The 23,476-nt window shown below is 60.3% G+C and carries 19 protein-coding genes and 2 pseudogenes; 6 read left to right on the top strand and 15 right to left on the bottom strand.

From position 1 onward, the window contains the following. Positions 1-161 precede the first annotated feature (161 nt). The 3 genes from P0D89_RS16630 to P0D89_RS16620 all read right to left on the bottom strand — a co-directional run bounded on the left by P0D89_RS16630 (position 162) and on the right by P0D89_RS16620 (position 2,645). On the bottom strand, positions 162-1,154 hold the full coding sequence (locus P0D89_RS16630) for a carbon-nitrogen hydrolase family protein (RefSeq protein WP_408358920.1): 993 nt from the start codon (positions 1,152-1,154) through the stop codon (positions 162-164). Positions 1,155-1,528: 374 nt separating this feature from the next. Continuing rightward, positions 1,529-2,026, bottom strand: coding sequence for a hypothetical protein (locus P0D89_RS16625; RefSeq protein ID WP_408358922.1), 498 nt, complete (start codon positions 2,024-2,026; stop codon positions 1,529-1,531). An 85-nt stretch (positions 2,027-2,111) separates the two neighbouring features. After that, positions 2,112-2,645, bottom strand: coding sequence for a tautomerase family protein (locus tag P0D89_RS16620; RefSeq protein ID WP_408358924.1), 534 nt, complete (start codon positions 2,643-2,645; stop codon positions 2,112-2,114). Positions 2,646-3,313: 668 nt separating this feature from the next. Between P0D89_RS16620 and P0D89_RS16615 the strand changes: the two genes are divergently transcribed. Further along, on the top strand, positions 3,314-3,793 hold the full coding sequence (locus P0D89_RS16615) for a helix-turn-helix domain-containing protein (protein ID WP_408376919.1): 480 nt from the start codon (positions 3,314-3,316) through the stop codon (positions 3,791-3,793). Positions 3,794-4,022: 229 nt separating this feature from the next. On the opposite strand, the gene P0D89_RS16610 is transcribed toward P0D89_RS16615, so the two are convergent. Then, on the bottom strand, positions 4,023-4,589 hold the full coding sequence (locus P0D89_RS16610) for a TetR/AcrR family transcriptional regulator (RefSeq protein WP_408376918.1): 567 nt from the start codon (positions 4,587-4,589) through the stop codon (positions 4,023-4,025). Between the two features lie 216 nt (positions 4,590-4,805). Between P0D89_RS16610 and P0D89_RS16605 the strand changes: the two genes are divergently transcribed. Continuing rightward, positions 4,806-5,582 (top strand): SDR family NAD(P)-dependent oxidoreductase, encoded by a 777-nt coding sequence (locus P0D89_RS16605; RefSeq protein ID WP_408358932.1) that lies wholly within the window; start codon positions 4,806-4,808, stop codon positions 5,580-5,582. A gap of 45 nt (positions 5,583-5,627) precedes the next feature. Here P0D89_RS16605 and P0D89_RS16600 read toward each other — a convergent pair. Continuing rightward, a pseudogene (locus P0D89_RS16600) lies at positions 5,628-5,804 on the bottom strand (IS5/IS1182 family transposase); the annotation flags it as partial. An 866-nt stretch (positions 5,805-6,670) separates the two neighbouring features. Here P0D89_RS16600 and P0D89_RS16595 point away from each other — a divergent pair. Both P0D89_RS16595 and P0D89_RS16590 read left to right on the top strand, forming a co-directional pair. Continuing rightward, positions 6,671-8,371 (top strand): methyl-accepting chemotaxis protein, encoded by a 1,701-nt coding sequence (locus P0D89_RS16595; protein ID WP_408358934.1) that lies wholly within the window; start codon positions 6,671-6,673, stop codon positions 8,369-8,371. Between the two features lie 470 nt (positions 8,372-8,841). Continuing rightward, on the top strand, positions 8,842-10,116 hold the full coding sequence (locus tag P0D89_RS16590) for an MFS transporter (protein ID WP_408359111.1): 1,275 nt from the start codon (positions 8,842-8,844) through the stop codon (positions 10,114-10,116). Between the two features lie 681 nt (positions 10,117-10,797). Here the strand turns inward: P0D89_RS16590 and P0D89_RS16585 are convergent. Next, a complete protein-coding gene (locus P0D89_RS16585) occupies positions 10,798-11,286 on the bottom strand; it encodes a transposase (protein ID WP_408358936.1) in 489 nt (162 codons plus the stop codon). A 111-nt stretch (positions 11,287-11,397) separates the two neighbouring features. Next, positions 11,398-11,814: a cupin domain-containing protein gene (locus P0D89_RS16580; protein ID WP_408358938.1), complete on the bottom strand. Its 417-nt coding sequence runs from the start codon at positions 11,812-11,814 to the stop codon at positions 11,398-11,400. Between the two features lie 667 nt (positions 11,815-12,481). On the opposite strand from P0D89_RS16580, the gene P0D89_RS16575 reads away from it, so the two are divergent. After that, positions 12,482-12,787, top strand: a complete 306-nt coding sequence (locus P0D89_RS16575; protein ID WP_408358940.1) for a hypothetical protein — start codon at positions 12,482-12,484, stop codon at positions 12,785-12,787. Between the two features lie 379 nt (positions 12,788-13,166). Here P0D89_RS16575 and P0D89_RS16570 read toward each other — a convergent pair whose 3' ends face one another. Next, positions 13,167-13,655: an SRPBCC family protein gene (locus P0D89_RS16570; protein ID WP_408359113.1), complete on the bottom strand. Its 489-nt coding sequence runs from the start codon at positions 13,653-13,655 to the stop codon at positions 13,167-13,169. A 700-nt stretch (positions 13,656-14,355) separates the two neighbouring features. Here P0D89_RS16570 and P0D89_RS16565 point away from each other — a divergent pair. Continuing rightward, positions 14,356-14,613: a DUF4148 domain-containing protein gene (locus P0D89_RS16565; protein WP_408358942.1), complete on the top strand. Its 258-nt coding sequence runs from the start codon at positions 14,356-14,358 to the stop codon at positions 14,611-14,613. A 152-nt stretch (positions 14,614-14,765) separates the two neighbouring features. Here the strand turns inward: P0D89_RS16565 and P0D89_RS16560 are convergent, their stop codons facing one another. The 7 genes and pseudogenes from P0D89_RS16560 to P0D89_RS16530 form a co-directional block, all read right to left on the bottom strand. Further along, the gene (locus P0D89_RS16560; RefSeq protein WP_408358944.1) at positions 14,766-15,548 is read right to left on the bottom strand and encodes a cyclase family protein; all 783 of its coding nucleotides are present in this window, start codon (positions 15,546-15,548) and stop codon (positions 14,766-14,768) included. Positions 15,549-15,780: 232 nt separating this feature from the next. After that, positions 15,781-15,888, bottom strand: a pseudogene (locus P0D89_RS16555) (acyl-CoA thioesterase); the annotation flags it as partial. Between the two features lie 2 nt (positions 15,889-15,890). After that, positions 15,891-17,396, bottom strand: coding sequence for an indolepyruvate oxidoreductase subunit beta family protein (locus tag P0D89_RS16550; protein ID WP_408358946.1), 1,506 nt, complete (start codon positions 17,394-17,396; stop codon positions 15,891-15,893). Between the two features lie 17 nt (positions 17,397-17,413). Next, positions 17,414-19,612: a thiamine pyrophosphate-dependent enzyme gene (locus P0D89_RS16545; protein WP_408358948.1), complete on the bottom strand. Its 2,199-nt coding sequence runs from the start codon at positions 19,610-19,612 to the stop codon at positions 17,414-17,416. A 135-nt stretch (positions 19,613-19,747) separates the two neighbouring features. Beyond that, complete coding sequence (locus P0D89_RS16540; protein ID WP_408358950.1) at positions 19,748-21,151, bottom strand: amino acid permease; 1,404 nt, start codon at positions 21,149-21,151, stop codon at positions 19,748-19,750. 39 nt (positions 21,152-21,190) lie between these two features. Next, positions 21,191-22,330: an aminotransferase class V-fold PLP-dependent enzyme gene (locus tag P0D89_RS16535; RefSeq protein WP_408358952.1), complete on the bottom strand. Its 1,140-nt coding sequence runs from the start codon at positions 22,328-22,330 to the stop codon at positions 21,191-21,193. 35 nt (positions 22,331-22,365) lie between these two features. Next, positions 22,366-23,439, bottom strand: coding sequence for a porin (locus P0D89_RS16530; RefSeq protein WP_408358954.1), 1,074 nt, complete (start codon positions 23,437-23,439; stop codon positions 22,366-22,368). Positions 23,440-23,476 lie beyond the last annotated feature (37 nt).

Below are 23,476 nucleotides of genomic sequence, written 5' to 3'. Positions count from 1 at the left end.
TCCCCGTGGTCGTCTTATGCGCGATCGTCGCATCAGTGCTGACATTGGACAGTGGCCGCGCGTAGCTTGGCGAAAGGGGTAACGTCAGCGCTACCAATACAGCGCTGGCAGTGGCAATCCTCGATATGACTTTCGGGTGTGCTGCGGTCGATTCACCATGCTCAGTCAACCGTGATGCCGACATCGTCCTGGCCTTGTTCTGCGATCGATTTGCCGTGGACGCCACGTTCGTGAATGTGCGCAGTCGGGGTACGGTCGATCATCAGACTCAGCAGTTCCGGCCGGTTGTAGTGACCGGCCGAGTCCATCAACAGCTTGCGTCGGTCGATCATGGTGAAGTCGAGATCGGCAATGACCTCGCCCTCGCCCGAGCGGCGCGGTTCGCCGATCAGCATGCCCTCGGGCGTCACAATGGTGGTGAAGCAACCACCCGAGATCGGACCGATTTCGCAGCCCGTGTCCTTCATGATTTGCGCCTGCTGGTCGGCGTCTAGCCAGGCCGTTGCGTTCACGACGAAGGCGCCGGACTCCAGGGCATGCTGACGGATATTGATTTCCATCCTTTGGGCAAATCCCTCGCCGAAGGCGGAACCCGGATACATGGCGGAATGGATCTGCTCACCGTCCGCAATCAACGCGTAGCGCGCCAGCGGGTTGTTGTGCTCGAAGCATGCCAACTGACCAATGCGACCGACCTTGCTATCGACGGCGCGCAGACCAGACCCGTCACCCTGCCCCCAGATCATCCGCTCGAAATGCGTAGGCGTGATCTTGCGGCGGCGCTGAATCAAGGTGCCATCGGCGTCAAAGAGCAGTTGGGTGTTGTAGATGGTTCCGCCATCACGCTCATTGACGCCGATAGACACCACCATGCCTGCTTTCCGAGCCGCCTCGCCGATTGCGTCGGTCGCGGGAGACGGCACCGTCACGGACTGGTCGAGCAGCCTCAGATGCTCTTTTCCAGACAGAAGCTGAATGCCCGTCTGGACTGCCGCAAAGTACGGGTAATAAGGCACCACGGTTTCCGGAAACGTGGCGAACTGCACGCCCTGCTGGCCCAGTTCGTGGATCTTTTGCACGACTTTTGCGACGGTGGCCTCACGGCTGTACAGCACCGGGCTGATCTGGACTGCGGCGGCTTTGACGACTTTCATTGCAAACTCCTTGACTCATGAGAACGGGCACAGAGCGCCCTTGTGGTGTTGCATATGCAACATTGACGATTAAAAAAATTAGCGCATGCACCGCGGTAACTCGCCCGCGATGTCCATGAGGGCGTCGGCACCGACCTCTCCGACGAGGAATCTGGCTCTTGCCTGCGCGGTCGGCCACGCATATGCAATGCGTAGGGTTTAAATGCGATCGATCTGTCAGCTGCGTTACTCCGCGAACTCGCCACGCGACGGAACTATTTGAGCGTGCAGACGTATCTCACATGTGTCGACGAAGGTGGCTTTTGTGATCGCACGTGTCAGACAGGCGAGGATATACACTGCAATACAAAGCGGAACCGTATCGGCGCACACGATCAATCCGCTCTTATCTCCAACGCGTATTGCGCGATCCCTAAGTGAGCATTCAGGTCTGCGCTCTCGCTAGAGGCCGCACTCATGGCGTCGGCTTCCGGTCCTGTCAGATAGAGGTCGCGGAACCGCTCGTCGACTCGCTCCCACATTAGCTTCGAAAACAGCATCGCCGCATTCAGCGGACGATGGTTGATCACCACGGAATCAGCCTCACCCTGTTCGTTCACGTGCGCCACGAGCAGAGTTTCAATCGGCACGCCCTGAATCCGCGATCGGTAGGATTCCATATAGATTCCGTTACCGATCTCGCCCTCGTAGCTGTGATGCTGAAACTCGTAGAGCGCAACAGCGTGCTTGATCACCGCCAGGATGTCAGTTCGCCCCTCCACCGGACGCTTCAGCACAGTCGGCTCAAGCGTTGCATTTTCGGCTAGCCTGGCCAGCCAGAACGGCAGGCCGCCGGCAGGATCGAGGACTGACGCGGTATCGTTGAATTTCATATCGGATTCTCCATCGGTAGTATGGAAAAAGTTAGCGAGCGCGGCATCCTCTGCCGTCTCGCTGAACAGGACGCGAGAGACGCTGCTAGGACCTGGAAGTCCCTGCGCTAGCGGCATTGACTGCGGCTACTAGCGTGATGCGTGCCTTTTCCCGTCGTCTCCGGGCGAGTCGATCCTCACCGACGCTTCGTTCGGGCTCACCGGCCAGGATTGCGTGGATGTCCGGGAGCGTCCAGATGGCGCCACGACTGCCCCAGGTGCCGTCTGGAATCTCCGTCGGAAAAACCCAGACGCGCGGCGCGACCTCTTCGAACGGTCGGTTCTCGGCGCGAGCCACCGCTTCCGTAACCGCTTTAACCAATGCGCTACGTGACTCTTCAGTGTATTGCCCCTCTGGCGCCGACGGAATGATCCGGTAGCGCGCAGCCTTCGAGCGTTCTCCTGCGACGAATACCGCGGCCGGCCGATGGAGATAAAGCACCGTTACGCTTTGCGCAATCGGATTACCCGGGTCATAGCCTTCCGCTTTGATCAGGATGTCAGTCAGTTCTTTAACCAGCCGTGCTTCCGCTTCAGGCGTCAAGGCGTCGTCCGGCCACAGTGCGTCGATCATTGGCATCGTGCCACTCCTTCTTCAGGTGTTTCGATGTGGCGATAATCGGTCTTTACGGGTGCACCTGGAAGTGGCAGCATTGCCATTGTTCGAGGAATATCAGACACATGCGCAAATGATCACGATCAGGATCTGGGTCTATGACGGAATTCTGGCGTCGGGCGTCGCTGGACCCATCGACGTCCTGAACGCCGCCAACCACCTGAGCGGCAAGTTTGTCGCGCGTGGGTCCAAAGCTTTACCCATGTTCGCGTGGCGGGTGGAATCGCTAGACGGACAGCCAGTCACGGCTGCGTCGGGCCAAGGCATTCCCGTGGACGGCAAAATCGATCCGCGCAAACGTGCAGAAGCCATCCTGCTAACGGCCCCGTTTTTTTCTAACATGGACGAGTTCATCGGCCGACGTGAGCAGTTGAATGCGCTGTCTTCCGCGTTACGGCGCCAGCGCAAGGCAGGCGCCGTGCTGGCCGCGTACTGCACCGGCAACTATCTGCTTGCAGAGGCAGGCTTACTGGACGGTCGGGTCGCCACCACACATTGGGCCAACGCGGCTGACTTCGCCCGACGGTATCCCCGTGTCGAACTTCGTGCCCGGGAAGTCTTGACCTGGCAAGACGGCATTATCGGGCGGTTCGGTGACGTCGTATCTCAATCTCGCCGTACGGCTGGTCGAGATGTTCGCCGGCGAGAAGCTTGCCGCGATGACCGCCAGGTCGCTACTGATCGACATGAACCGGACTTCTCAAGCGTCTTACGCGAAGTTGCTCGACGACCACGGACATGTCGATTCGCTCGTCGCGCGAGCTCAACAGCGCATGGAGGCGACACTTCAGCAGGGGTTTCGGCTGAGCGAGCTCGCGGCCTGGCTCGCTGTCAGCGAACGGACGCTTAACCGGCGTTTCAAGCAGGCAGTAGGCCTTGCGCCACTGACGTATCTGCAGAACCTGCGCATCGAAGTAGCTAAACAGTTGCTGGAGTCCAGGCCCATCGGGCTTGAGATAGTAAGCCAGCGTGTTGGCTATGGAGACATCAGTACGTTTCGGGAGCTGTTCAAGCGCAAGACCGGTCTTTCGCCGAGCGAGTATCAAATGCGATTTGCTCGCGCTTCCGTGGCAGGCGGTATGGAACGCGAGTCGCATGGCACGGTTGATTGACGTCTGGAAAACCGCAGAGATCGATTTCCCCTGGCGCATCTGCAAGCAGTCGTTCGCACACGTCAATGGCCAGCCTTAACCTTAGATTGGCCGGAGAAGCAGCGCTCGCCTGGATCAGTCGAACGGCCGTTTGGTGATGCGGATCCGACATCCGAAAGTCCGAACGACGACCAAACGGTGCAGGCGGACGCAAATCAAGAAAAGGCGTGGGCGCACAGAGAGAGATTGCTCAGCTTCTCATGACCAGCGCGAGCGACGCGGAGAGAATCGATTTCGCCAGTTTGTCGTCATCCACGGCGCGCGCAAGCGCAATGGCCCCCACGATGGTCGCGACGATACCGAGGGCAGCGTCTTTGCTATCACTAGATGCGGCTTGCGCTATTTTTGACGCCAGTTTGCGCACGTAACCCGTAAGCCGTTCCCTGACGTCCGGATTCGCATGCCGCGCTCCCCCGGCGAGCGCGCACAGCGCACATCCATTGCCGGGATTTTTCGCGTGACGCACATTGAGGAAAACCTCGACAATAGACTGCAGAGGCGTTTCCCCACGCTTTCCCGAACCGGTTGCGTGAAACGCAATGCGCTTCTCGCTCTGACTAACCGCGTGCTCGAGCGCCTCCAGGATCAACGCATCACGCGACGAAAAATGGCCGTAAAACGCGCCGTGTGTAAGCCCCGCGCTGCGCATGCAGTCGGCGACGCCGAGCGCTCCGATGCCGTGTTCGCGAATCTGTCGTGACGCGTTCTCCACAACCCGCTGCCTGCTTTCAGCCTTTTGTGCCTGCGAGTAACCCATTGTTTCGCCTCATCACGCTTGACAATCTGCATGATGAGCATAATACTGAATTTCAGCATGATGATCAACATACAGAATGAGGTGTTGACGACGCTCGTGCCGGTTCCGATGCAGCGGCTGTCCTGCGCTGCTTAACAGAGATTTTGCGAGATTTTCGCGCCGTCAGCAGGGGTGGCTTTGGACGTGATCTCGCGGCGTAATGCACAGGAGAAAGATATGCGTTTTACTGGAAAGACAGCACTCGTCACTGGCGGCAACAGCGGCATTGGGTTGACTGCAGCGAAGCTTTTGATCGCCGAAGGCGCCCGTGTCGCGATCACCGGCCGCGATCGCGCAAAACTGGATCAGGCAGTATCCGAGCTCGGCGAGAACGCGCTTGGCATTCAGGCCGATCTCGATGATGAAACCGCGATCGAGTCGATGTTCAAGCGGATCCAGGCAGCATTCGGATCCCTCGACATCGTGTTCGCCAACGCCGGAATCTCCGGTCCGACGCCGCTCGGCGGCACGACCGCTGCTGCATTTGAGGCGATTCTTCGCACCAATCTCACCGCTGTTTTTCTCACGGTTCAATCGGCGCTGCCGTTGATGACCGCCGGAGGCTCGATCGTATTGAACGGTTCCGTGATGCGCGAGCTGGGCTCGCCCGGGTCGGCCGCTTATTCCGCAACGAAGGCGGGCATCACCGGCATGGCAAAGGTGTTTGCGTCCGAACTCGTGCAGCGTGGCATTCGCGTCAACACCGTGATTCCCGGCGGCACGCGCACACCGATCTGGACGCGCGGCGCACGGGCCGGCGCAACGATCGACGGGACCGAAGAAGCGTTCGCGCCGCGCATTCCGATGGCTCGCCTCGCCACACCTGAAGAAGTTGCCAAGGCCGTGCTTTTCCTCGCGTCCGACGATGCTTCGGGAATCACGGCGGCGGAAATCGTCGTTGACGGCGGCACGATCGGTGCGCCATGGGGAGCGCCTGTGTTCCGCAAGGGGTGAAGGCGCTCGACTTCCGGGTAGCTGGTCGACCAGCTTAGGACAGCGACGCGCAGTCGTCGCTCCAGCCTCCGCGGGCTGGGTGCGGTCCGCTGTTTCCATCGCGTCCAGGTAGCGCTGGATGCTTTGTTCAATCTGCTCCTGGCGCTTCGCGATCTTGTTGGGGGCAAAGTTACGGTCGCGGCTATTTACCGCCTTGAACTTACTGCTGTCGATGGCTACGACAGCTTGTGCGAATCCTGACAGGATTATCCCCGGCAACGAAGTCATCCAGACAGTCGGAAGAACCGCAGCCTGCCTGCGGTCTTCGCCTTCTATGCATCGTTTCATCCCGCCACCTTCGCCGAATCCGTTGACTCAGTCCAGGCGATCAGGACTTAGGTGACCAGGGCGTTTTTACACAACCTCGAACGGGACCAGCCGATCGGCCGGACCTGCGAGCGCGTTGGCGAACGTCGCTGCGTGGCCGCGTGCTGCCTCATGCAATGGGCATGCGCAGCTTCAATCCTCGCCAGGCTGCGATCGCGTTGCAGCCTTTCAGTGAGCTTCTCCGAATGGCCCAACCTCGCCGAAACACGGCCGTTCACCCGCGCGACTACGAACGCCCACCGGAGGCCCCGAGCGACCCGACGTCTAACGTTTAGCCCTATCCCGACGAACGGTCGCGGCAGCGAACACCGGATGAAGTTGTACCTCCGTTTGTCCAACGACGCACCCGCAGCAAGCCGAGGCCAGATCGCGATGTCGGCGTGCGGGCTTGTCGATGATCACAGGCGTTTTGCAAATCGTGGCGTCGCGGCGATTCGGACGGAGCCGTACGCAACGGGCAGCGTCGTGCTTCCCCGTGGGTACCTTGCCCTGGCGGGCGCTTCGCGGGAACGGACGTGGCAGCTGGGCGCTTGGATGCAGGCCCGGGAGCAAGAGCCAGTGGGCGTCGGCGTGGTGGCTGGACTATCTCTGAGATTGAAGTTCATCGAATCATCGCGAGGTGCACAACCCGCATGTTTGTCTGAAGTTTTCCGGTTAAAGTGCCGTTATACAGTTTTGTATGTAGTTGCTTACAATTATTAAACTGAAAGATTCGTAATTCTATGAAACTATCGTTTGTACAAAAACTCTGGTTGCCACTGATCCTCAGCCTGCTGTGTCTCGCCGGAATATCGATCTATAACGCTTACCAGACGAGAGAAATGCGGCTGGAGGAGCGCAAAGCCGACCTGGTACACGCGGCGGAAATCGCCCTGAGTGTCGTCAAGTCCTCTGGCCAAGACGTGTCCGCCGGCGTCATGCCTTTGGCGGAAGCTCAGAAGCGGACGATGGACCGCCTCCGGAACATGCGGTATGGCGAGGACGGCTACTTTGAGATCATCAATTCGCAGCGGAGGGTCTTGATGCACCCGGCGAACGCGAAGTTGGATGGCAAGGACGCCGACGACTACCACGATCCGAACGGCGTTTACCTCTTCAGGGATATCGTTGCCGTCATCAAGCGCGACGGCAAGGGCTTTACCGCATTTAGCGCTCCGAAGCCGGGAGCCCCCGAGGCCTCTCCGAAAATTGCCTACAGCCTGGCCTATCAGCCGTGGGACTGGATTGTTATGACGGGGCTCTATGTCGACGACATCGACGCGGCATTTCGCTCGTCGCTGTACCAGAGCCTGGGGATTCTGGTGGTACTGGCAGGTGCCCTGTCGGCTGTGGTGGTGCTGCTCAACCGCGGCATCCTCCGCTCACTGGGCGGCGAGCCGTCCTATGCCGCCGAGATCGCCAACCGGATTGCCGATAACGATCTGACTGCTGTGGTGAAGACGGCGCCGGATGACCGCTCAAGCCTGCTGTTCTCGATGAAGCGCATGCAGGAGCAGCTCACACAGACGATCGGCACGATCAAGGTGTCGGCCGACTCGATTGCCACCGCCACGCACCAGATCGCGGCGGGCAATCAGGACCTGTCGCAGCGCACCGAAGAGCAGGCCGCCTCGCTCGAGGAAACGGCGTCCAGCATGGAGCAACTGACCTCGACCGTCACCCAGAATGCCGACAATGCCAGTCAGGCCAACCAGCTCGCTGCGCAGGCTGCTTCGGTGGCGGAGCAGGGTGGCACCGTGGTTTCGCGCGTGGTCGAAACCATGGAAGGCATCAACGCCAGCTCAGACAAAATCGCCAACATTGTCGGCATCATCGAGGGTATCGCCTTCCAGACCAATATCCTTGCACTCAATGCGGCTGTTGAAGCCGCGCGGGCAGGTGAACAGGGGCGGGGTTTCGCGGTGGTCGCCTCGGAAGTGCGCTCGCTCGCGCAGCGCTCCTCGGCGGCGTCCAAGGAAATCAAGGAGTTGATCCACGATTCCGTGGAGCGCGTGCGGGCAGGCGCCGGCCAGGTACGGGAAGCCGGTGCGAAGATGCGCGAGATCACGCACGAGATCAGGCGTGTGACAGACATCATGGGTGAAATCACCGCCGCATCACAGGAACAGAGCAAGGGCATCGGCCAGGTCAACCAGGCCGTCACGCAGATGGACGAAGTCACGCAGCAGAACGCGGCGCTGGTCGAACAGGCGGCGGCCGCGGCCAGCTCGCTCGAGTCGCAGGCGAACGATCTGAAAGCGTCCGTATCGATGTTCAGGCTGAACGCCTCGCGCGACGCCGACGCCAGCCGTTCCGTCGCGCCGACGCACACGGCGGCGCCGACGCGCGCCAGGACGCCGGCCATGGCAGCCGTGAAGCGGTCCGCACATCAGCCCGTGCGGGTGGTGCAAACCGCCCAGGCTGAAGAATGGGACAGCTTTTAGGGAGCCACCCGAATCACGGGTAATTGGCGGGGAGAACAAACCGTGTCGGTCGGTGCCGACACCGAAGATTCGCACGCGCCGTCGTCCAACGCTGAAAAAGGAAGAGACGGCACCAGTCACTCCCGCGAACAGGACCATCACAGTGGCGACGGATACCGGTGCTGCGGACTGCCAAACCTTCTGAGCGCGTTTGAAAATTGAACAATACTGACAAGGTACTGAACCAGGTAGTCGAGCTCGTGACCGCTATCGCATTGACGCAGGAGCACTGAATCATTCACTACCGCATCTACGATCCGGACAGCGACGGCAGGACGAAACCGGATCACGTGCGCGAGATGCTGACCAACCTACGTTATTACATGGAAAGAGACGGAATGATGCAAGAACCACAAGCAGAAAGAAGTATTTATGTTGGCGGGGAAAGACAAAATCAACAGCAGTCGTCGCATGGCAATTTCAATGCTGATATGAATATGCGAAGGCGGCTATGGGGTATCTTTAGTGGCTCCATAGGCAATATGCTCGAATATTATGACTGGTTTATCTATTCAGCGCTCGAGCTTTATTTTGTCAAAGGCTTTTTCCCGGATGGTGACCAGACCGTAGCACTACTTAAATCCGCGGCCGTGTTTGCCATTGGTTTTCTCGTTCGCCCGATTGGAGGATGGATATTAGGGATTTACGCTGACCGTCAAGGCCGTAAATCAGCGCTGCTGGTGTCCGTTTCAATGATGTGTTTTGGTTCGCTTATGATTGGCACGACTCCGACGTATCAGACCATCGGGATCGCGGCACCCATCATTTTGCTTATCGCCAGAATTTTACAAGGTCTCAGCCTTGGTGGGGAAGGCGGAAGCGCGGCCGCTTATTTGAGCGAAACAGCGCCCAAGGGGCGGCGTGGATTTTATTCAAGTTTCTTATACACCACAATTTCTCTTGGGCAGCTTCTGGCGATGGCGACCCTCGTATTGCTTCAGCAGTTCTTTTTGACGTCGACGCAGCTGCAAAGCTGGGGATGGCGCATTCCCTTTCTTATTGGTGCATTAATTGCATTCATTGGCATTTTCCTGCGCCGGAACATGGAAGAAACTGAGTCTTTTGCCAAACACGCCAAGACTCCACGAAAAGTGGGCGCAATTCGCGAGGCGATGCGGCATAAGAAGGCCTGTGTGATGGTTTTTGGTTTGACATTGGGTGGTTCTGTCGCGAACTATACTTTTGCCGCCTATATGCAGAAATTCCTCGTAAACAGTGCAGGCATGGACAGAAGTACGGCCAGCCTTATTTCCGTGCTGTCGTTAATTGGGTTCACAGTAATTCAACCGGTTTTTGGAGCCTTATCAGATCGTATCGGGCGTCGCCCCCTGCTCCTAACTTTCGGAATGGTAGGAACCTTCGGAACCGTTCCTTTTTTCACGTTTCTCGCTGGCATAAAAAACCCGTTCATGGTTTTCACCTTGGTTATGACAGCACTTGCAATTGTGGCAATGTATTCGTCAGTCAGCACCATTACTAAAGCTGAGCTATTTCCTGTCGAAGTCCGCTCCTTCGGCCTGGCGGTTCCCTATGCCATTAGTGTTTCACTTTTTAGCGGAACGGTAGAATATATCGCGCTGTGGACTAAAAAGATTGGGCATGAAAACTGGTTCTTTTGGTATGTTTCGCTCTGCATTTTCTTCTCCCTTATTTGTTACCTTTGGATGCCGGAAACAAAAACTGCTTCGTTGATTGATCTAGATTAGGGTCACGCTGTTAATTCGTGTCGACGTCGCCATTGGACGGTCAGCGTTTCCGTCGTTCAGCTCGGACGAATGGGTAACAAGCGCTACTCTGCCCTTCCAATCGGTGACGAGCACGATCTGGCTCGTCGAGTTGTCAACGTCGACGATGACGACTTCGTGGATCAGGGCCGCACAATGCGCTTCTGGAGACCGTTACGTCCGCGCTTGGTTTATTTGAGCAGCAGACCTTGGGCGCCCCGGGGCCTTCGCGGCTGGTATTTCGCGGCGCTCGTGCTTATCGTCGCATACGGGAGCCGGCTGCTCACCAGGTGGCAATCGAAGTTTGCCCCCCTCACACGGCGCCTGAACACCAAACGGGCCCAACCCCTACGAATCGCCGATCCACGTCACTTCGCCAAATGGCGGGTCGTCACGCATCAAGAGACGTTCGTCATGCGACCGCAAAGAACCGCCTCTTTAATTGGGCGGTGATGTCAAGGGTCGATCTCCGGTGGTTGGGTTTAGGAAACGTCCTTGGCGCGGGTCACGCTTCTTTTCGCAGTCGGCTCGAGAGTCACGGCGCGCTGCACGCATTGGTCCGACAGGAATGGAGAGCCTCGCTTATGGACGCACTCGGGGCGCCGCCGTCATTTGGGGCTTCTTCCAGACCATCGTCCACGCTTCGGACGCTCTCAGTGGAAGTCAATGTTGGTGAGCGGTTTGTATCATGCCGTCACCTACAATGATTCCCAGCGGAAGTCGGAGCCGTCGATCCACATGCGATGCGGAATGACAGCAAGTTTGCGCGTGACGGCAACCACGGCACGGCGATGCCCGCGACTCTTGGCCAGTCGCACGCCCCCAGGCCTTAAGTGCGCACCAGGCGGCGCTTCGGGAAACCAGCGCATGTGCGGCGATGTAGAGCGCGGAGCGCACATCAGGGTCGCCAGCCTTTGAAATTCTTCCCGGATTGTCCACTTCGCCAGTCTGATTGCGCCGTGGCGTCACCCCGAAATGGGCAGGCATGGTTCGAGAAGACTTGAAACGGCTCGGGTCATCAACTGCGGCCTTGAAGGCCAGCGCGGTAACGACTCCTACACCGGGCACCGTCATGCGCCGCCGGCAGACCGGATCAATTCTGACGATGGCCTTCACTTCGTTATCAAGCTTGAGAAACGTCCTGTAGAGCACCTGACGCACTTCAAGCAGGGGAAGCAGCCCTTCGCGTTTCTCTAAACCGGTCGTTCACTAGCAGGAAACGGCAGGTTGATAGTCTGATTTCCTGCCGCCACACGCTGACCTTTAGTAGCTTCCCAGGTGGGTCACAAAAGGTCGGATTTTTTCGTCATCCGGATTCACATATACGACATCGGTCGGCACACGACGAGGAGCGTCAACTGTAAAGAAGATTGCTGGCGACTCGAGTATTTCAGTTATCGCGTGTACGGTGTTTCGCTCAAAGGTCACTAACTGGCCCGCAGTGAGGACGCGAGGCGCTTCGTCCTCAATCGCGAAGGCAACCTTACCGGTCAGGAGGTAGAGATGTTCTTCGCACGTTTCGTGGTAGTGCCGAGGAATCGGGTAATAAACACGAAAGATTCTTGAGCTTGCAGAGGGTTCATCGGTGAGATAGACGTCAACAATTGTACTATCCGCCTCGTCCGGGAATTGACTGAGTATGCTGTTTATATCAAAAAAATTAAACAATTCGTTCTCCATATTATATGGCGATCCGAAGAACAATTCGACAGGTTGTGCCGTTCGGTAGCGTCGACATCGCGTGACGCATCTGGACGAAGTCGTCCAGGCACTCGTCGTGTTCTTCGTGGGCTGAGTGCATCTTGCCACGTGGCAGCGGACCGACGGAATGGCCTCATTTGGCAAATGTCATTTGCCAAATGAGGCTAGGTCCATAGGGAACCGCTTCGCTACCGCGTGCATAGTCGAACGGGACATGCCTTTCATGTCAGTTACCGGCATCGATATCGGTTCTCGCGGACTTTCGTGCGCCCCTTCTGCACGTGCCTGCCGACACCGAGCAGAAAATGACTGCTTGGTTAAGCGTTTCGCCAGCTAATTACTTTGGCCAACGCCGAGGCTTTCTCGCATCTCACGCGGGAAAAGCCGATCGCATCGACGACCCCTCTTTCGCTTATCGCTCGTTTCCGCAAACAGCGGCAGCCAGGTATCACTGCACTGATTTTTTAATTTCATTTGTTTGAATTGGGCGCCTCATCCCGCCAGGCAATGGGCTCCTGCGCGCCGTCATGTTACGCGTCTGATTGGGTGACAAGGAGATGATCATGAAGATCAAGCAATTGGGCATTCTGTCAGCAACCTTGCTAAGTGGCGCCGCGCAGGCCGACGGCCCCGGCGGTCGCCCTGGTTGACGTTCGACGGCGCAGGCGATTTTACGCGGACCGACTTCGGGGTTATCGGCGGGCTGCCGAAAGGGGGGCAGACTACGTTTAATCTGAACCAGAATGGAACCTACACGGTGAACTCCGATTGCACCGGCACCATGAAAATTCTCTATACCGCTGGCGGAGCCGTGCCGGCCGGCGTCGAGACTGATCTGAACATCGTCGTCGCCGCCGACGGGAGTCGAGTCCCGGATGGGCTCACGCTCGGCAGGGCACTTGCCATGAGTGGCGCGGAGCCCGTCCTTGAGCGCAGGTTTTCGGCCCTTTAATTCCCGTGCCTTCTGCCTGACGATTGGGTCACTTCCCCGACCTATCGCGATACGGAGGCCGCCGGTGCTCGCGATGCCGGTGGACACCGACGTCACCAACATGATCATGGCAGCGCAGGGAGGCCGAACGTCGATCACATGATCACGGGCGTAAGTCCGCTGTCCGGGGCGGAGCGTTGTTCGAACGTCCGTGTGAAGGTCTTGGTGAACGTCGCTTGGTGGCCGGACAGCGACCGATGGTTCATCGCATCCGGCGCCGCCCGGGTTCAAACGCCAGTGTGCTGCACCATCTCAAGCGCGTCATCTGCCTCGATGCCAAGAGACACCATCGAGGTAAAGGGAGACGTTGCAGAGCGTTCAATCCATTGCCGCGCTGGCTTCATCCATGCTCGATGCCAAGCAGACGCGCGTCCAGCCGCCGCGCTAGCGCCGCGCCGCCTTCGCGCATCACTGCATCGTGGTTCCACTGGAAAACCGGTCGCAACAACGGCGCCAATGCATTCATCCATGCACGGTTCGTATGCACGCACCAGTCATAGCGGACCACGGTCAGGTTGCGTCCGTCGGTCGAAAAGGTCCACCGACCGGCCCCTTCGACGTCGCCACTGGCTTCCCCCTCCAGCGCGACCAACGGGTCGACACGCGTCACCCGCATATCGAACACGAGGCGATAGGGCAACCAGCCTTTCCACGTATAGCGTTGTACGACGCCCACGCCCTGATCGGAACCTGCCTCTAGCTGGTCCACGCGCTCGACGTTATTCCACCACTCGGGCCAGCGCGCCGAATCCTGGATTGCCGCCCAAACTTCCTGCACTGGCGCATCGATGCGCCAAATAGTGGAAAAGCGGTATTCGACCGTCCGCAAGCTGCCTCCGTTCTTAGTATTTTTCTGGAAATTTTGTCCGATGCTCACTGCACTTGCCATCACCGGCGAAACAGCACCGCGTCTCCACCCCTTAATACCTCGTCGAGCTAACTGCAACAAACCGTAGGACGGAGACAGCCAGTCTGTGTACGAGAGGCCGCGGCCGGCAGCTTCAGCCAAACCCGGCCTACTGCTGCCTGACGCGACCGCCTCACGTCGACCCTGAGCCGACAATCGCACCGCCGAGAGGAGCGTCCGTTGAGGGGCGGCGGATTCAAGCGGACGGCACGTGGCGAGCTAGTCGATGAGGCGATCCATGCTCAAGCCGCGTCGAATTCCCATCAACTTTCGGGGACCCACGCTCATAAGGACTTCCCCGATTTAGCAAGATCGGTTGACCGTTACATTCATAGATCAATTCCATACGTCAGGACCACTCGCCACGGTGGAGACAAGACAGGCCTCATGCCTATAAACCGGCCGACCTTGTGGCAGGTCACGCCCTGAGGCGGTAATGGGTTGCCCATTTAATTAGTAGCCTCGGCGGAGACGTGTTTAGTCGATGGCTCATTGACTCAGTCACGCAGCCAACCTGCAATGGGGGAGTGACGCATGCGTCATAAGGAAAGTCAATTCGACTGGACGAGCGGTAAAAAAAGTCTACGATTAAGATCGGCACCACCTCTCAGGAGGATTCGTCATGAAGAATGTTACTGTGGCCGTACTGGGCATTCTACTCGGCGCGGGAAGCATCGCGTCCGCGATCGCACAGACGTCCCCTTCTACGTCGCCCGATCCGTCTGCACCCCTAACACGCGCTGACGTCAAAGTGGACCTTGCCGCCTGGCGAGCCGCAGGATTCAAACCGCCAATTAATTTTGAGCACTACCCCGCCAATGCTCAGCAAGCGGGTCGAGTCGTCGCCGAACAGCGTGCGCAGGCGCTCGGTCAGCACTAACGGGGACCAGACGGGACTTCTAAAGAACACGCGTTGGAAGCGCTCGTTTGGAACTTCTTCTGCTTCGCAGTGCTGCGTCGCATCTAAAACCCGCAATGCCGCCGATTCTCCGACGGCGGCAGCGTGCCAGGCAGTCGTGCTCTCCAGATTGCTCATCGAGTCGGAGCCAGGGCGAGTACCCGAAGCGGACTACCAGAGCCTGCTTGAATTTTTAGCGGCGCGGCAAGAATCACGGCCCCAGTCGGCGGCAGTTCGTCCAGGTTCTTCAGGCACTGCAACCCGTAACGGTTGGCCCCGTGCATCAGCGTATGGCACGGATACGGAATTGGCCACGCATATGATTGGCCCGCGTCGGTGTTGATCGTTTCAACGCCAAAGCCATGGACGTCCCGTTCGCGAATCAGCCACTCCACAGTTTCTTGCGTCGGCCCCGGTGTATGTGCGCCGTCCTCCCTCAAGTTGACGAATTCGGCTGGGTCTGTACGTCTGGACCAATCAGTGCGGAATAACACCCAAGCAGACGCAGGTATTTTGCCGTGCTGCGACTCCCAACGCTCGAGGAATTCCTTCGTGAGCAACCAGTCAGGATTAGCCGCCACCTCTCTACTGGCGTCAATCACGACTGCCGGCGCAATGAAGTTCGTCACGTCAATCGTGTCGACTGCGTTGCGCGCGTGATCCTTGCCGGTAACCCAATGAACCGGAGCGTCAAAGTGGGTCCCGGTATGCTCACCGCACGAAAAATTGTTCCAGTACCACCCAGGACCCTTTTCGTCGTACCGGCTGATCTGCTCCATCTTGAAATCCCACACTTGCCCGAATTCAGGCGGCAACTGCAAGGCGGGGAAATCCGGCGAAAGCGTCTGCGTCAGATCGACTACACGAACTCCTCCGACCGAGATTTCGCGAATGAGTTGATCGAGGACTGTTGTCATATGGAGTATGTCATTCGTATCTGTGATATGTGAACCATCGTCGTTGGTCTGCGCGAAGCACCCAAACACCCAGAGTTGCCGTGTTGCCCGAACCTCCCAAAAAATATCGTACTACTTAGTCTTCTGCCGTCACGCCGAGCAGAATCCGCGGCGCTGCGATCGTCACGCAGATACCATCGCGCAGGAAACTCCGCGTTCGATCGCCGCACGCAAGTCCCCAGGAATGGCTATCGAGCGATAGCCACACCTGATCGCCCATGCGGCTAATCGCCCTGAAATCCACTTCGAGATGCACGGTCGGCATGCCGATCCTGCAGTCGCCGGTCACACCGTGATAGCTGTTCAAACCAATCCGTGGCGTACGAGTGCTTCCTGGAGGTTTTTGCCGTGCTCGTCGGCTAGCGCCGCTCCGCGCAGCTCACGCAGTGTGGCGGGCGCGAGCAGCGCGCCAGCGCGGGCCACGGCGGCCATCACCTTCTCATAGTTGGCCAGCCCGCGCGCGTGCGTGTCGCTGTAGCCTTTGACGAGCCGCTGACATTCGGCGACCTCGACGGCAAGCGCCGTATTGCGCCGCGCCGCATCGAGCACCTGGCTCAGCCAGTGTTCGATGCGCGCATTTTCCACCTGGTAGCGCAGCGTCACGCGGCGCAAGCCGCGCATGCGCGACACCGCGTAAAGCATCAGGTAGCCGCGCAGCGAGCTGGTGGTAACGACACGGCCCTCCTGCGTGAAACGGCGCACGAGGCGATGCACCCAGTGCGGACGCATCAGCCATCTGCCGAGCGACGCAGGCAGCGTCTCGCAGATTTCTTCGATCCGCGGGTGCATGAACTCGTTGATCGCGAGGAGCTGATCCACTTGTGCGCGCACTTCAGTGCGTACCCGCTCGAAGCGCGAACCACGCGTCTTGAGATCGGCCACGCGGATGGTGTCCTCGTACGACATCCACAGCGCCAGGTGGCGCGCGGTCTCGCGCATGAGCGCGATGTCCTGCTGCCCGAGCGCGCGCCCTACTTCGGCAAGGCGATCGAGATAGAGTCCTGCGTAGTCAGGGTCCTGGTAGTCGATCAGCCGGCGCACACCCTCGGTCACAATTTGCTGAACCTCGACGGGGAATCGAGTGCGAACGCGTTCGACGAGAGCCGCCACTATCGCGTCGCGTGGCTGCGTGTCGCTGCCGACAGTCGCGAATTCTGCGGTGTCGTCAACCGGCTGTTCGACTTCGTTCGCCTTCAGGTATGCGACGCCGAACGCGTGCAGGCTCGGTTTTACGCCAACGCCGCCACGCTCGATCGTCGCCTCGAACTGCTCGCGGCTGAACGCCAGCACGCCCGTGCCGGCCAGCGCGCCGAACAGCACAGCGCTGATCACGCTGCCCGAGGCTTCGGCCGCCTGAGCCATATCGAAGCGCACGAAGCGCTTCGCCGCCTTGCCGGCATGCGCGATCAGCGCGTCGCTATCCACTCGCCCGTCGCCCATCGCCGTCTTCTCGGCAATCGAATAGACGCGGTGGGTAGAGGCCACGAGCGTGGTGCGATCAGGCGTCACGAGACCGCGCTGCACCGCACGACCGGCTTCCATCAACTCGGACGCGAGCACAACGTCGACGTCGCCGGGCAGCGGCATCAGCGCGAGCACGGGCGCGCGGCCGGCACGGTCCGCGAGTTCCCGTGGAAACAGTTCGACGTAATAGATGGTCGCGCCGGTGCGTTGCGCCACACCCGGCACGGAGGTGGTCTGCGCGTAGTAGCCGTTGTGTTCGCCGAGATCGACGATCCAGTCGGCTAGCACGCCACCGCCCTCTCCGCCCATGGCGAGAATGGCAATTTTGATCGGTTGGGCTTTCATAGTGGAACTCTCGTTGATCAGAACGCGTAGCGCGCGCGGCGCGCCTCGTCACGTCGCTGCAGCCAGCCGATCAGCCCGTCGCGCACGCGTTGCCGCAGACGGTCGAGGCGGGTCGGATTGCTGACGATCTGCGCGCGGTAAAACGACGGGCACAGCACGGCGGCATGGGACACTTCCCCGCACAGCCCACAGCCCACGCAGCTATCGAGCACGGTTGCGACCGGATCGGTGCGCAACGGGTCCGGGTTCTGTTTGACCGACAGCGACGGGCAACCGGACAGGCGGATGCACGAGTGATCGCCGGTACAGGTGTCGGAATCGACACCAAAGCGTTCGCGCACCACGCGCTCGCCGGCCGCGATCGCCTTGCGCACCTTCGGCTTCTCGCGACGCTGTTTGTTCAACATGCACTCGCTTTGCGCGATCAGCACCTTCGGGCCTTTGGCCTGGGTGGTGAGCGCTTCCTTGAGCGTGGCCATCATCGACTTCAGGTCGTAGGTGCGGCGAACGGTGCGCACCCAGTCAACGCCGACGCCGCGCACGGCCCGCTCGATTTCGTGCCCGGTGCTGCGGGTCGGATTGAGCGCGGTGGACGACAGGATGTCCTGCCCTCCTGTGGCCGACGTGTAGCTGTTGTCGACGATGACGGTGAGGTTGTCGCTTTTGTTGAAGACCGCGTTTGCGATCCCGCTGGTCAGGCCGTTGTGCCAGAACCCGCCGTCGCCCATGACCGAGATCGCCCGCTTGTCTGCTGGTGCGTTCAGTGCCGCCGCGCTCGCGCTGCCGAGACCGTAGCCCATCGTCGTACTGCCGAGATTGAACGGCGGAAGGATCGAAAACAGATGGCAGCCGATATCCGCGCTCACGTGGTGCGTGCCCAGTTCGCGCTCGACCAGCTTCATCGCGGTGAAAATTGGCCGCTCGGGGCAACCGGTGCAAAAGCCGGGCGGCCGCGAATGGACGTTTTCATCCAGCTGCGCGACCAGCTCCGCCGCAGGCGCTGAACCGGCAGCGGTTGAAGCAGCGGCGGGCACCGCCACGAGCGGAATCACCTTGCGCGCGACCGGCTTGACCGGCTCCGGCGCGAGCATGCCATAACGCTCGAAGAACGCGCGCAGACCCTTCATGACGGTTGCCGTGCTGTATTCGCCGGCGAGCGACAGCATGTCCTTGCCGTGCAGCATGGCCGCGCAATCGACCTGGCGCAGGATCGCGCTGGCGTTCTGCTCGACGAAGTTCGGCTGGCCTTCCTCGATGACGAGCACGGCGCGCTTGTCCTGGCAGAACCGTTGCCACTCGGAATCGACGAGTGGATACGCGACGTTCATCACGTAGAGCGGTACCTTCGACTCTCCGTACACATCGGCGAGACCGAGGCGTTCGAGCGCGCGCAGCACCGTGTTGTAGCTGCCGCCCTGCACGGCGATGCCGATATCGGCGGCGTCGCCCGAGAAAAATTCGTTGAGCTGGCGCTCCTCGATGAACTTCACCGCCGCGGGCCACCGCTGGTTGATCTTCTCCTGCTCGTGCAGGAAGCTCGCGGGCGGCAGCACGATGCGGCTCACGTCGCGATTCGGGTTCTCGAGGGCATCCTTGATCGAAAATGCCGAGCGGCGGTTATCCGAGGCGACGAACTGCCCGTGCACGTGACACGCGCGAATCCGCAATTGCAGCATCACCGGCGTGTTGCTCGCCTCGGAGAGATCAAAGCCGTCCTTCACCGCCTGGACGATGCACGGCAGGTTCGGTCGCGGATCGAGCAGCCAGATCTGCGATTTCATCGCGAAGGCGTGGCTGCGCTCCTGCATGATCGAGGAGCCTTCGCCGTAGTCTTCGCCGACGATGATCAGCGCCCCACCCGTCACCCCGCCCGAGGCGAGGTTCGCAAGTGCGTCGGAAGCGACGTTGGTGCCGACCGTGGCCTTGAAAGTCACCGCGCCGCGCAGCGGATAGTTCACCGAGGCGGCGAGCGAAGCCGCTGCGGTGGCTTCGCTCGCGCTGTTCTCGAAGCGGATGCCGTGATCGCTCAGGATGTCCTGGGCATCGGCGAGCACGTCCATCAAGTGCGAGATCGGCGCGCCCTGATAGCCGGCCACATACGCCACGCCCGACTCCAGCAGCGCCTTGGTCACCGCGAGAATCCCCTCGCCGCTGAAAACCTCGCCAGCGCCCAAGCGCAGCTTCTTCACTTCTTCGACAAATGACCGCTCGGCCATGGTGTTCCTTGTTGGTGATCCGATCCGGCACGGCTGATTGAAGCCATGCCCCCGAATTCGCGCCGCGATGGAAGGGCCGGTCCCTGGCCCTTCCACCGGGCTGTGCGCGATTGCACGACCCAGCGCTCAAGACATTCAGGCGTTAGCGGCGTTAGCGACCACCGACTGCGCCAGCCGCTTGCGGTAGAAAAAGTACACCACCGAAATAACGACCAGCCACGGCACACCGACGATCCAGGAGATGTTCCAGAATTCGGTGTCCAGCCCCATGGTCACCAGAATCGCGCTCAGCAATGCAATGCCGGTAATTTGCGCAATCGGGAACAGCGGCATGCGCACCGGCAGCGTGCGGCCTCGCCATGCACGACGGAATCGCAGATGGGTAGCGAGGATCACGATCCATACGAAGATGCCGCCGAACAAGGCAATACCGAACAGATAGTTGTACGCGAGCGGGCTGAAGAAAGACACCGCTGCTGCCGCCAGCACGCCGGCACCGGAAATCAGCGTAGCGACGAGCGGAGTGCCGTTCGCGGTCAGCGCGCCGATCCAGCGCGGTGCGTAACCGCCGCGCGCGAGCGAGAACAACGTGCGCGAGGACAGGTAGATGTTGGTGTTCATGCTCGAGAGCGCCGCCGTGATCACGACGAAGTTCATCAGCCCCGCCGCGTGCGCGATACCTGCGTGCGCGAAAAGCTTCACGAACGGACTTTGCTGCACCACCCTCGCACCGGCTTCGGTCCAGGGAAGGTAAGCGACCATCAGGCCGAGCGCGAGAATATAGAAAAGCGTGAGGCGCCCCACCATCGATCGCAGCGCATGCGGAATGGCGCGCGACGGATCTTTCGCCTCGCCCGACGTCACGGCCACGATTTCCACGCCGTAGAACGAGAAAATCGCCATCAGCACACCCATCCACACGCCGCCGAAGCCATGCGGCATGAAGCCGCCCGGCAAGCCGGTCAGATTGTGCAGACCGATTGCGGGCGTCCCCGTTCCGAGACCGAACACTTTCGCAAGTCCGACCACGATGAAACCCAGGATCGCCACCACCTTGATCAACGCAAACCAGTACTCGAACGAGCCGAAGTTGGTCACCGACCGGCAGTTGACGTAGACGAGCGCTATGCCGAACGCGATGGACCACAGCCACACTGGAACGCCAGGGAACCAGAAGCCCATGTAGACGCCGACAGCGATAGCTTCGCCGCCGACCGCGACCACCTCGATAATCCAGTACGTGTAGCGCACGACGAAGCCGACCCCGCGGCTCAGATACATCTCCGCGTACGTGCCGAACGAGCCCGCGGTCGGATGCGCGACTGCCATCTCAGCGAGGCTGAACACCATGATCACGGCGATCAGCGCGGCGATCGCGTAGCTGATCAGCACCGCTGGGCCAGCGTAACCGATCGCAATGCCGCTGCCCATGAAGAGGCCCGTGCCAATGGCGCCTCCGATTCCGATCATCGTGATCTGGCGTTGCGTCAGGGCTTTGTGCAAGCCCTTTTCGCGTGCAGTAATACTCGTCTCTTCCATGTCTGCGGTCCCGTGTAATAGTTGTGCTGCGTCAGTGGGTCAGCCTTCGGGGAGCAGCGTCGATAGCGTGTCGAGCGCCGCGTGGGAAGTCAGCATGCCGGGTGACATGCGCACGGTGCAGCCGCGCGTATCCACCAGAACGCCGTGCTTCGCCAGAGAAACCTCCAGTTCGTGCGGATCGACATGCGCGGGCAAATCCGCCATCACGCTGCCACCGCGCTGCGCATCGTCGCGCGGTGATCGCAACCGGTATCCCTTGGCGTCGGCCTGCGCAATCAACCTGCGCGACAGCGCAAGGTTGTGCTCGCGCATGCCGGCCGCCGCGGTCGAGAGCCGCCACGCGAGGCCCGGGCTCGATGCGACGAACGGCAAAAACGATGGCGTGCCGGTGTCGAAGCGACGCGCATCGGCGGCCAAAGAGAAGCGCGAGAGATCCCAGTTGAATGGATCGGGTTGGCTGAACCAGCCCTGCACGAGCGGAGCCATGTCGCTGTCGAGCAACCCCGGATTGAGGTACGCGAGCCCGGTGCCCGGCGCGCCGCACAACCATTTGAGCGTGGTGCTCGCGACAAAATCGACGGCCGGCTGCATGACGTCGAAATCGAGAATGCCCGCGCCTTGTGTGATGTCGACTGCGATCAGGCTGCCCTGTGCTCGACCGTGCGTGGCGAGCCGCTTGACATCCGCTCGCTTCGAAGCGGTCGACGTGACCCAGGTGACGACGGCCAGCGCCACGTCTTCCTGCCAACGGGCGATGAATGCATCGTCTGTCACGAACGCTTCGCCGGCTGCGACCGGCACCGTGTCGAGCGTAAAGCCAAGCACGGGCTCTAGGCCGCGCAGCATGTAGTGCAGGCTCGGGAAGCAATCCCCGGCGATCAACACGCGCCGGCCAGCCAGACGCCGACGACCGAGCGCGCCGACGAAGCGCGCGAACGCTTCGGTGACGTTCTCTGACGCGAAGACGGCATGGGATGGAGCGTTGACCAACGCGGCCCATTGATCGAGCACTTGCCGTCGAGCGGCGAGACCGTAGTCCCAGCGCTGGAGATCGGGGCGGCACCAGTTCGACGCGAAGGTGTCGAGCGCGGTGCGCATGGCGTCTTCCTGCCCCGGAAACATGCCGACCGAATGGTACAGCAGCCACCCCTGGCGATCGGGTTCGGCGGAATATGTCATGAGTCGTTCCTTTTCAATGATTCGGCGAGCGCGCCTTAGAACAGGTGGCGAATGCCGGCGGCAACGCCCGTCTGGTTATCCTTGCCGGGCAGCTCGGTGAACGCGCCGCCATTGACGTGGTTGTAGTCGACCGTCGCATAGACCTGCGTGCGCTTGGACAGCGCGTACTCGGCCAGCAGCACGCCCGTGTAGCGTTGGCCCGTGTTGCCGCCAAGGCCGTTGATGTTGTGCATGTCGTCGTAGTAGGCGGCGCCCGTCAGGCTCAACGCCGGCGACGCCTGATAGGTGAGCCCGGTGTAGAACGTCATGTCGCGGCGCTTGTTGTCGGAGAACGAGCCGGTGGTGACGGTGCGGCTCGGATCGTTGAGCGCGCCGTCGACAAAGCCCGTGCCATCCTGGCCGCCCATGTAGCCGACGAACAGCGTGGCCAGGCTGACGGAATACTTCGCGCCCGCTCCCCACATGCGCTGGATGTTGTTGCTGAGGTCGCGCGTTTCCTGGTACGTGCCGCCGAAGCTCACCGGACCCATGTCGTAAGACGCGCGCACGCTCCAGGACGAGTTCCTGCTCAGGCTGCCGGGCTGCTGACCAAACCCGTAGGTCGCGCCAAGATGCAGGCCGCCGAACTGCCCGGCATAGGTCGCGGCATTGTCGATGCGGCCCACCGTCATGAAGAACGGCCACGAGTTCGCCGTATAGTTGCCGACCGTCAACGGATCGAAGTCACCGAAGAAGTTGAATGCTTCCGTCCCTTGGCGGCCGAGCGTGAAGGTGCCGAGGTTGCCCGACAGCCCCACATACGCATAGCGGCCGAAGAGCCGGCCGCCCTGGTTGAGATTGCCGGTCTGCGGATCGAAGCCGCTTTCGAGGCGGAACACCGCCTTCAGGCCACCCCCGAGGTCTTCGTCTCCCTTCAAGCCCCAGCGGCTGTTGGTGATGGCGCCGTTGGTCAGCTGCACCTGGTTGTCGTTCGCCGCATTCGAATTATTCGTGAAGCGCACGCTCTGGTCGACAATGCCGTACAGCGTCACGTCGCCTTGTGCGAAGGCGGCCCCCGTTAACCCGATCCCCAGGATTGCTATCGCGGCGTGGAGTTTGCGTTGCATCATTTACGAGTCTCTCTTGTTGGATGGATAACCAGAGCGG

Source organism: Paraburkholderia sp. RL18-085-BIA-A, from assembly GCF_046027075.1.
GTDB lineage: Bacteria > Pseudomonadota > Gammaproteobacteria > Burkholderiales > Burkholderiaceae > Paraburkholderia.
This window is presented reverse-complemented; position numbering and strand designations above follow the sequence as displayed.

What these genes read in the sequence shown, in the direction of transcription:
- P0D89_RS16630 (WP_408358920.1), bottom strand. Translation starts at nt 1,154, where the DNA reads ATGAAAGTCGTCAAAGCCGCCGCAGTCCAGATCAGCCCGGTGCTGTAC.
- P0D89_RS16625 (WP_408358922.1), bottom strand. Translation starts at nt 2,026, where the DNA reads ATGAAATTCAACGATACCGCGTCAGTCCTCGATCCTGCCGGCGGCCTG.
- P0D89_RS16620 (WP_408358924.1), bottom strand. Translation starts at nt 2,645, where the DNA reads ATGCCAATGATCGACGCACTGTGGCCGGACGACGCCTTGACGCCTGAA.
- P0D89_RS16615 (WP_408376919.1), top strand. Translation starts at nt 3,314, where the DNA reads ATGTTCGCCGGCGAGAAGCTTGCCGCGATGACCGCCAGGTCGCTACTG.
- P0D89_RS16610 (WP_408376918.1), bottom strand. Translation starts at nt 4,589, where the DNA reads ATGGGTTACTCGCAGGCACAAAAGGCTGAAAGCAGGCAGCGGGTTGTG.
- P0D89_RS16605 (WP_408358932.1), top strand. Translation starts at nt 4,806, where the DNA reads ATGCGTTTTACTGGAAAGACAGCACTCGTCACTGGCGGCAACAGCGGC.
- P0D89_RS16595 (WP_408358934.1), top strand. Translation starts at nt 6,671, where the DNA reads ATGAAACTATCGTTTGTACAAAAACTCTGGTTGCCACTGATCCTCAGC.
- P0D89_RS16590 (WP_408359111.1), top strand. Translation starts at nt 8,842, where the DNA reads ATGAATATGCGAAGGCGGCTATGGGGTATCTTTAGTGGCTCCATAGGC.
- P0D89_RS16580 (WP_408358938.1), bottom strand. Translation starts at nt 11,814, where the DNA reads ATGGAGAACGAATTGTTTAATTTTTTTGATATAAACAGCATACTCAGT.
- P0D89_RS16565 (WP_408358942.1), top strand. Translation starts at nt 14,356, where the DNA reads ATGAAGAATGTTACTGTGGCCGTACTGGGCATTCTACTCGGCGCGGGA.
- P0D89_RS16560 (WP_408358944.1), bottom strand. Translation starts at nt 15,548, where the DNA reads ATGACAACAGTCCTCGATCAACTCATTCGCGAAATCTCGGTCGGAGGA.
- P0D89_RS16550 (WP_408358946.1), bottom strand. Translation starts at nt 17,396, where the DNA reads ATGAAAGCCCAACCGATCAAAATTGCCATTCTCGCCATGGGCGGAGAG.
- P0D89_RS16545 (WP_408358948.1), bottom strand. Translation starts at nt 19,612, where the DNA reads ATGGCCGAGCGGTCATTTGTCGAAGAAGTGAAGAAGCTGCGCTTGGGC.
- P0D89_RS16540 (WP_408358950.1), bottom strand. Translation starts at nt 21,151, where the DNA reads ATGGAAGAGACGAGTATTACTGCACGCGAAAAGGGCTTGCACAAAGCC.
- P0D89_RS16535 (WP_408358952.1), bottom strand. Translation starts at nt 22,330, where the DNA reads ATGACATATTCCGCCGAACCCGATCGCCAGGGGTGGCTGCTGTACCAT.
- P0D89_RS16530 (WP_408358954.1), bottom strand. Translation starts at nt 23,439, where the DNA reads ATGATGCAACGCAAACTCCACGCCGCGATAGCAATCCTGGGGATCGGG.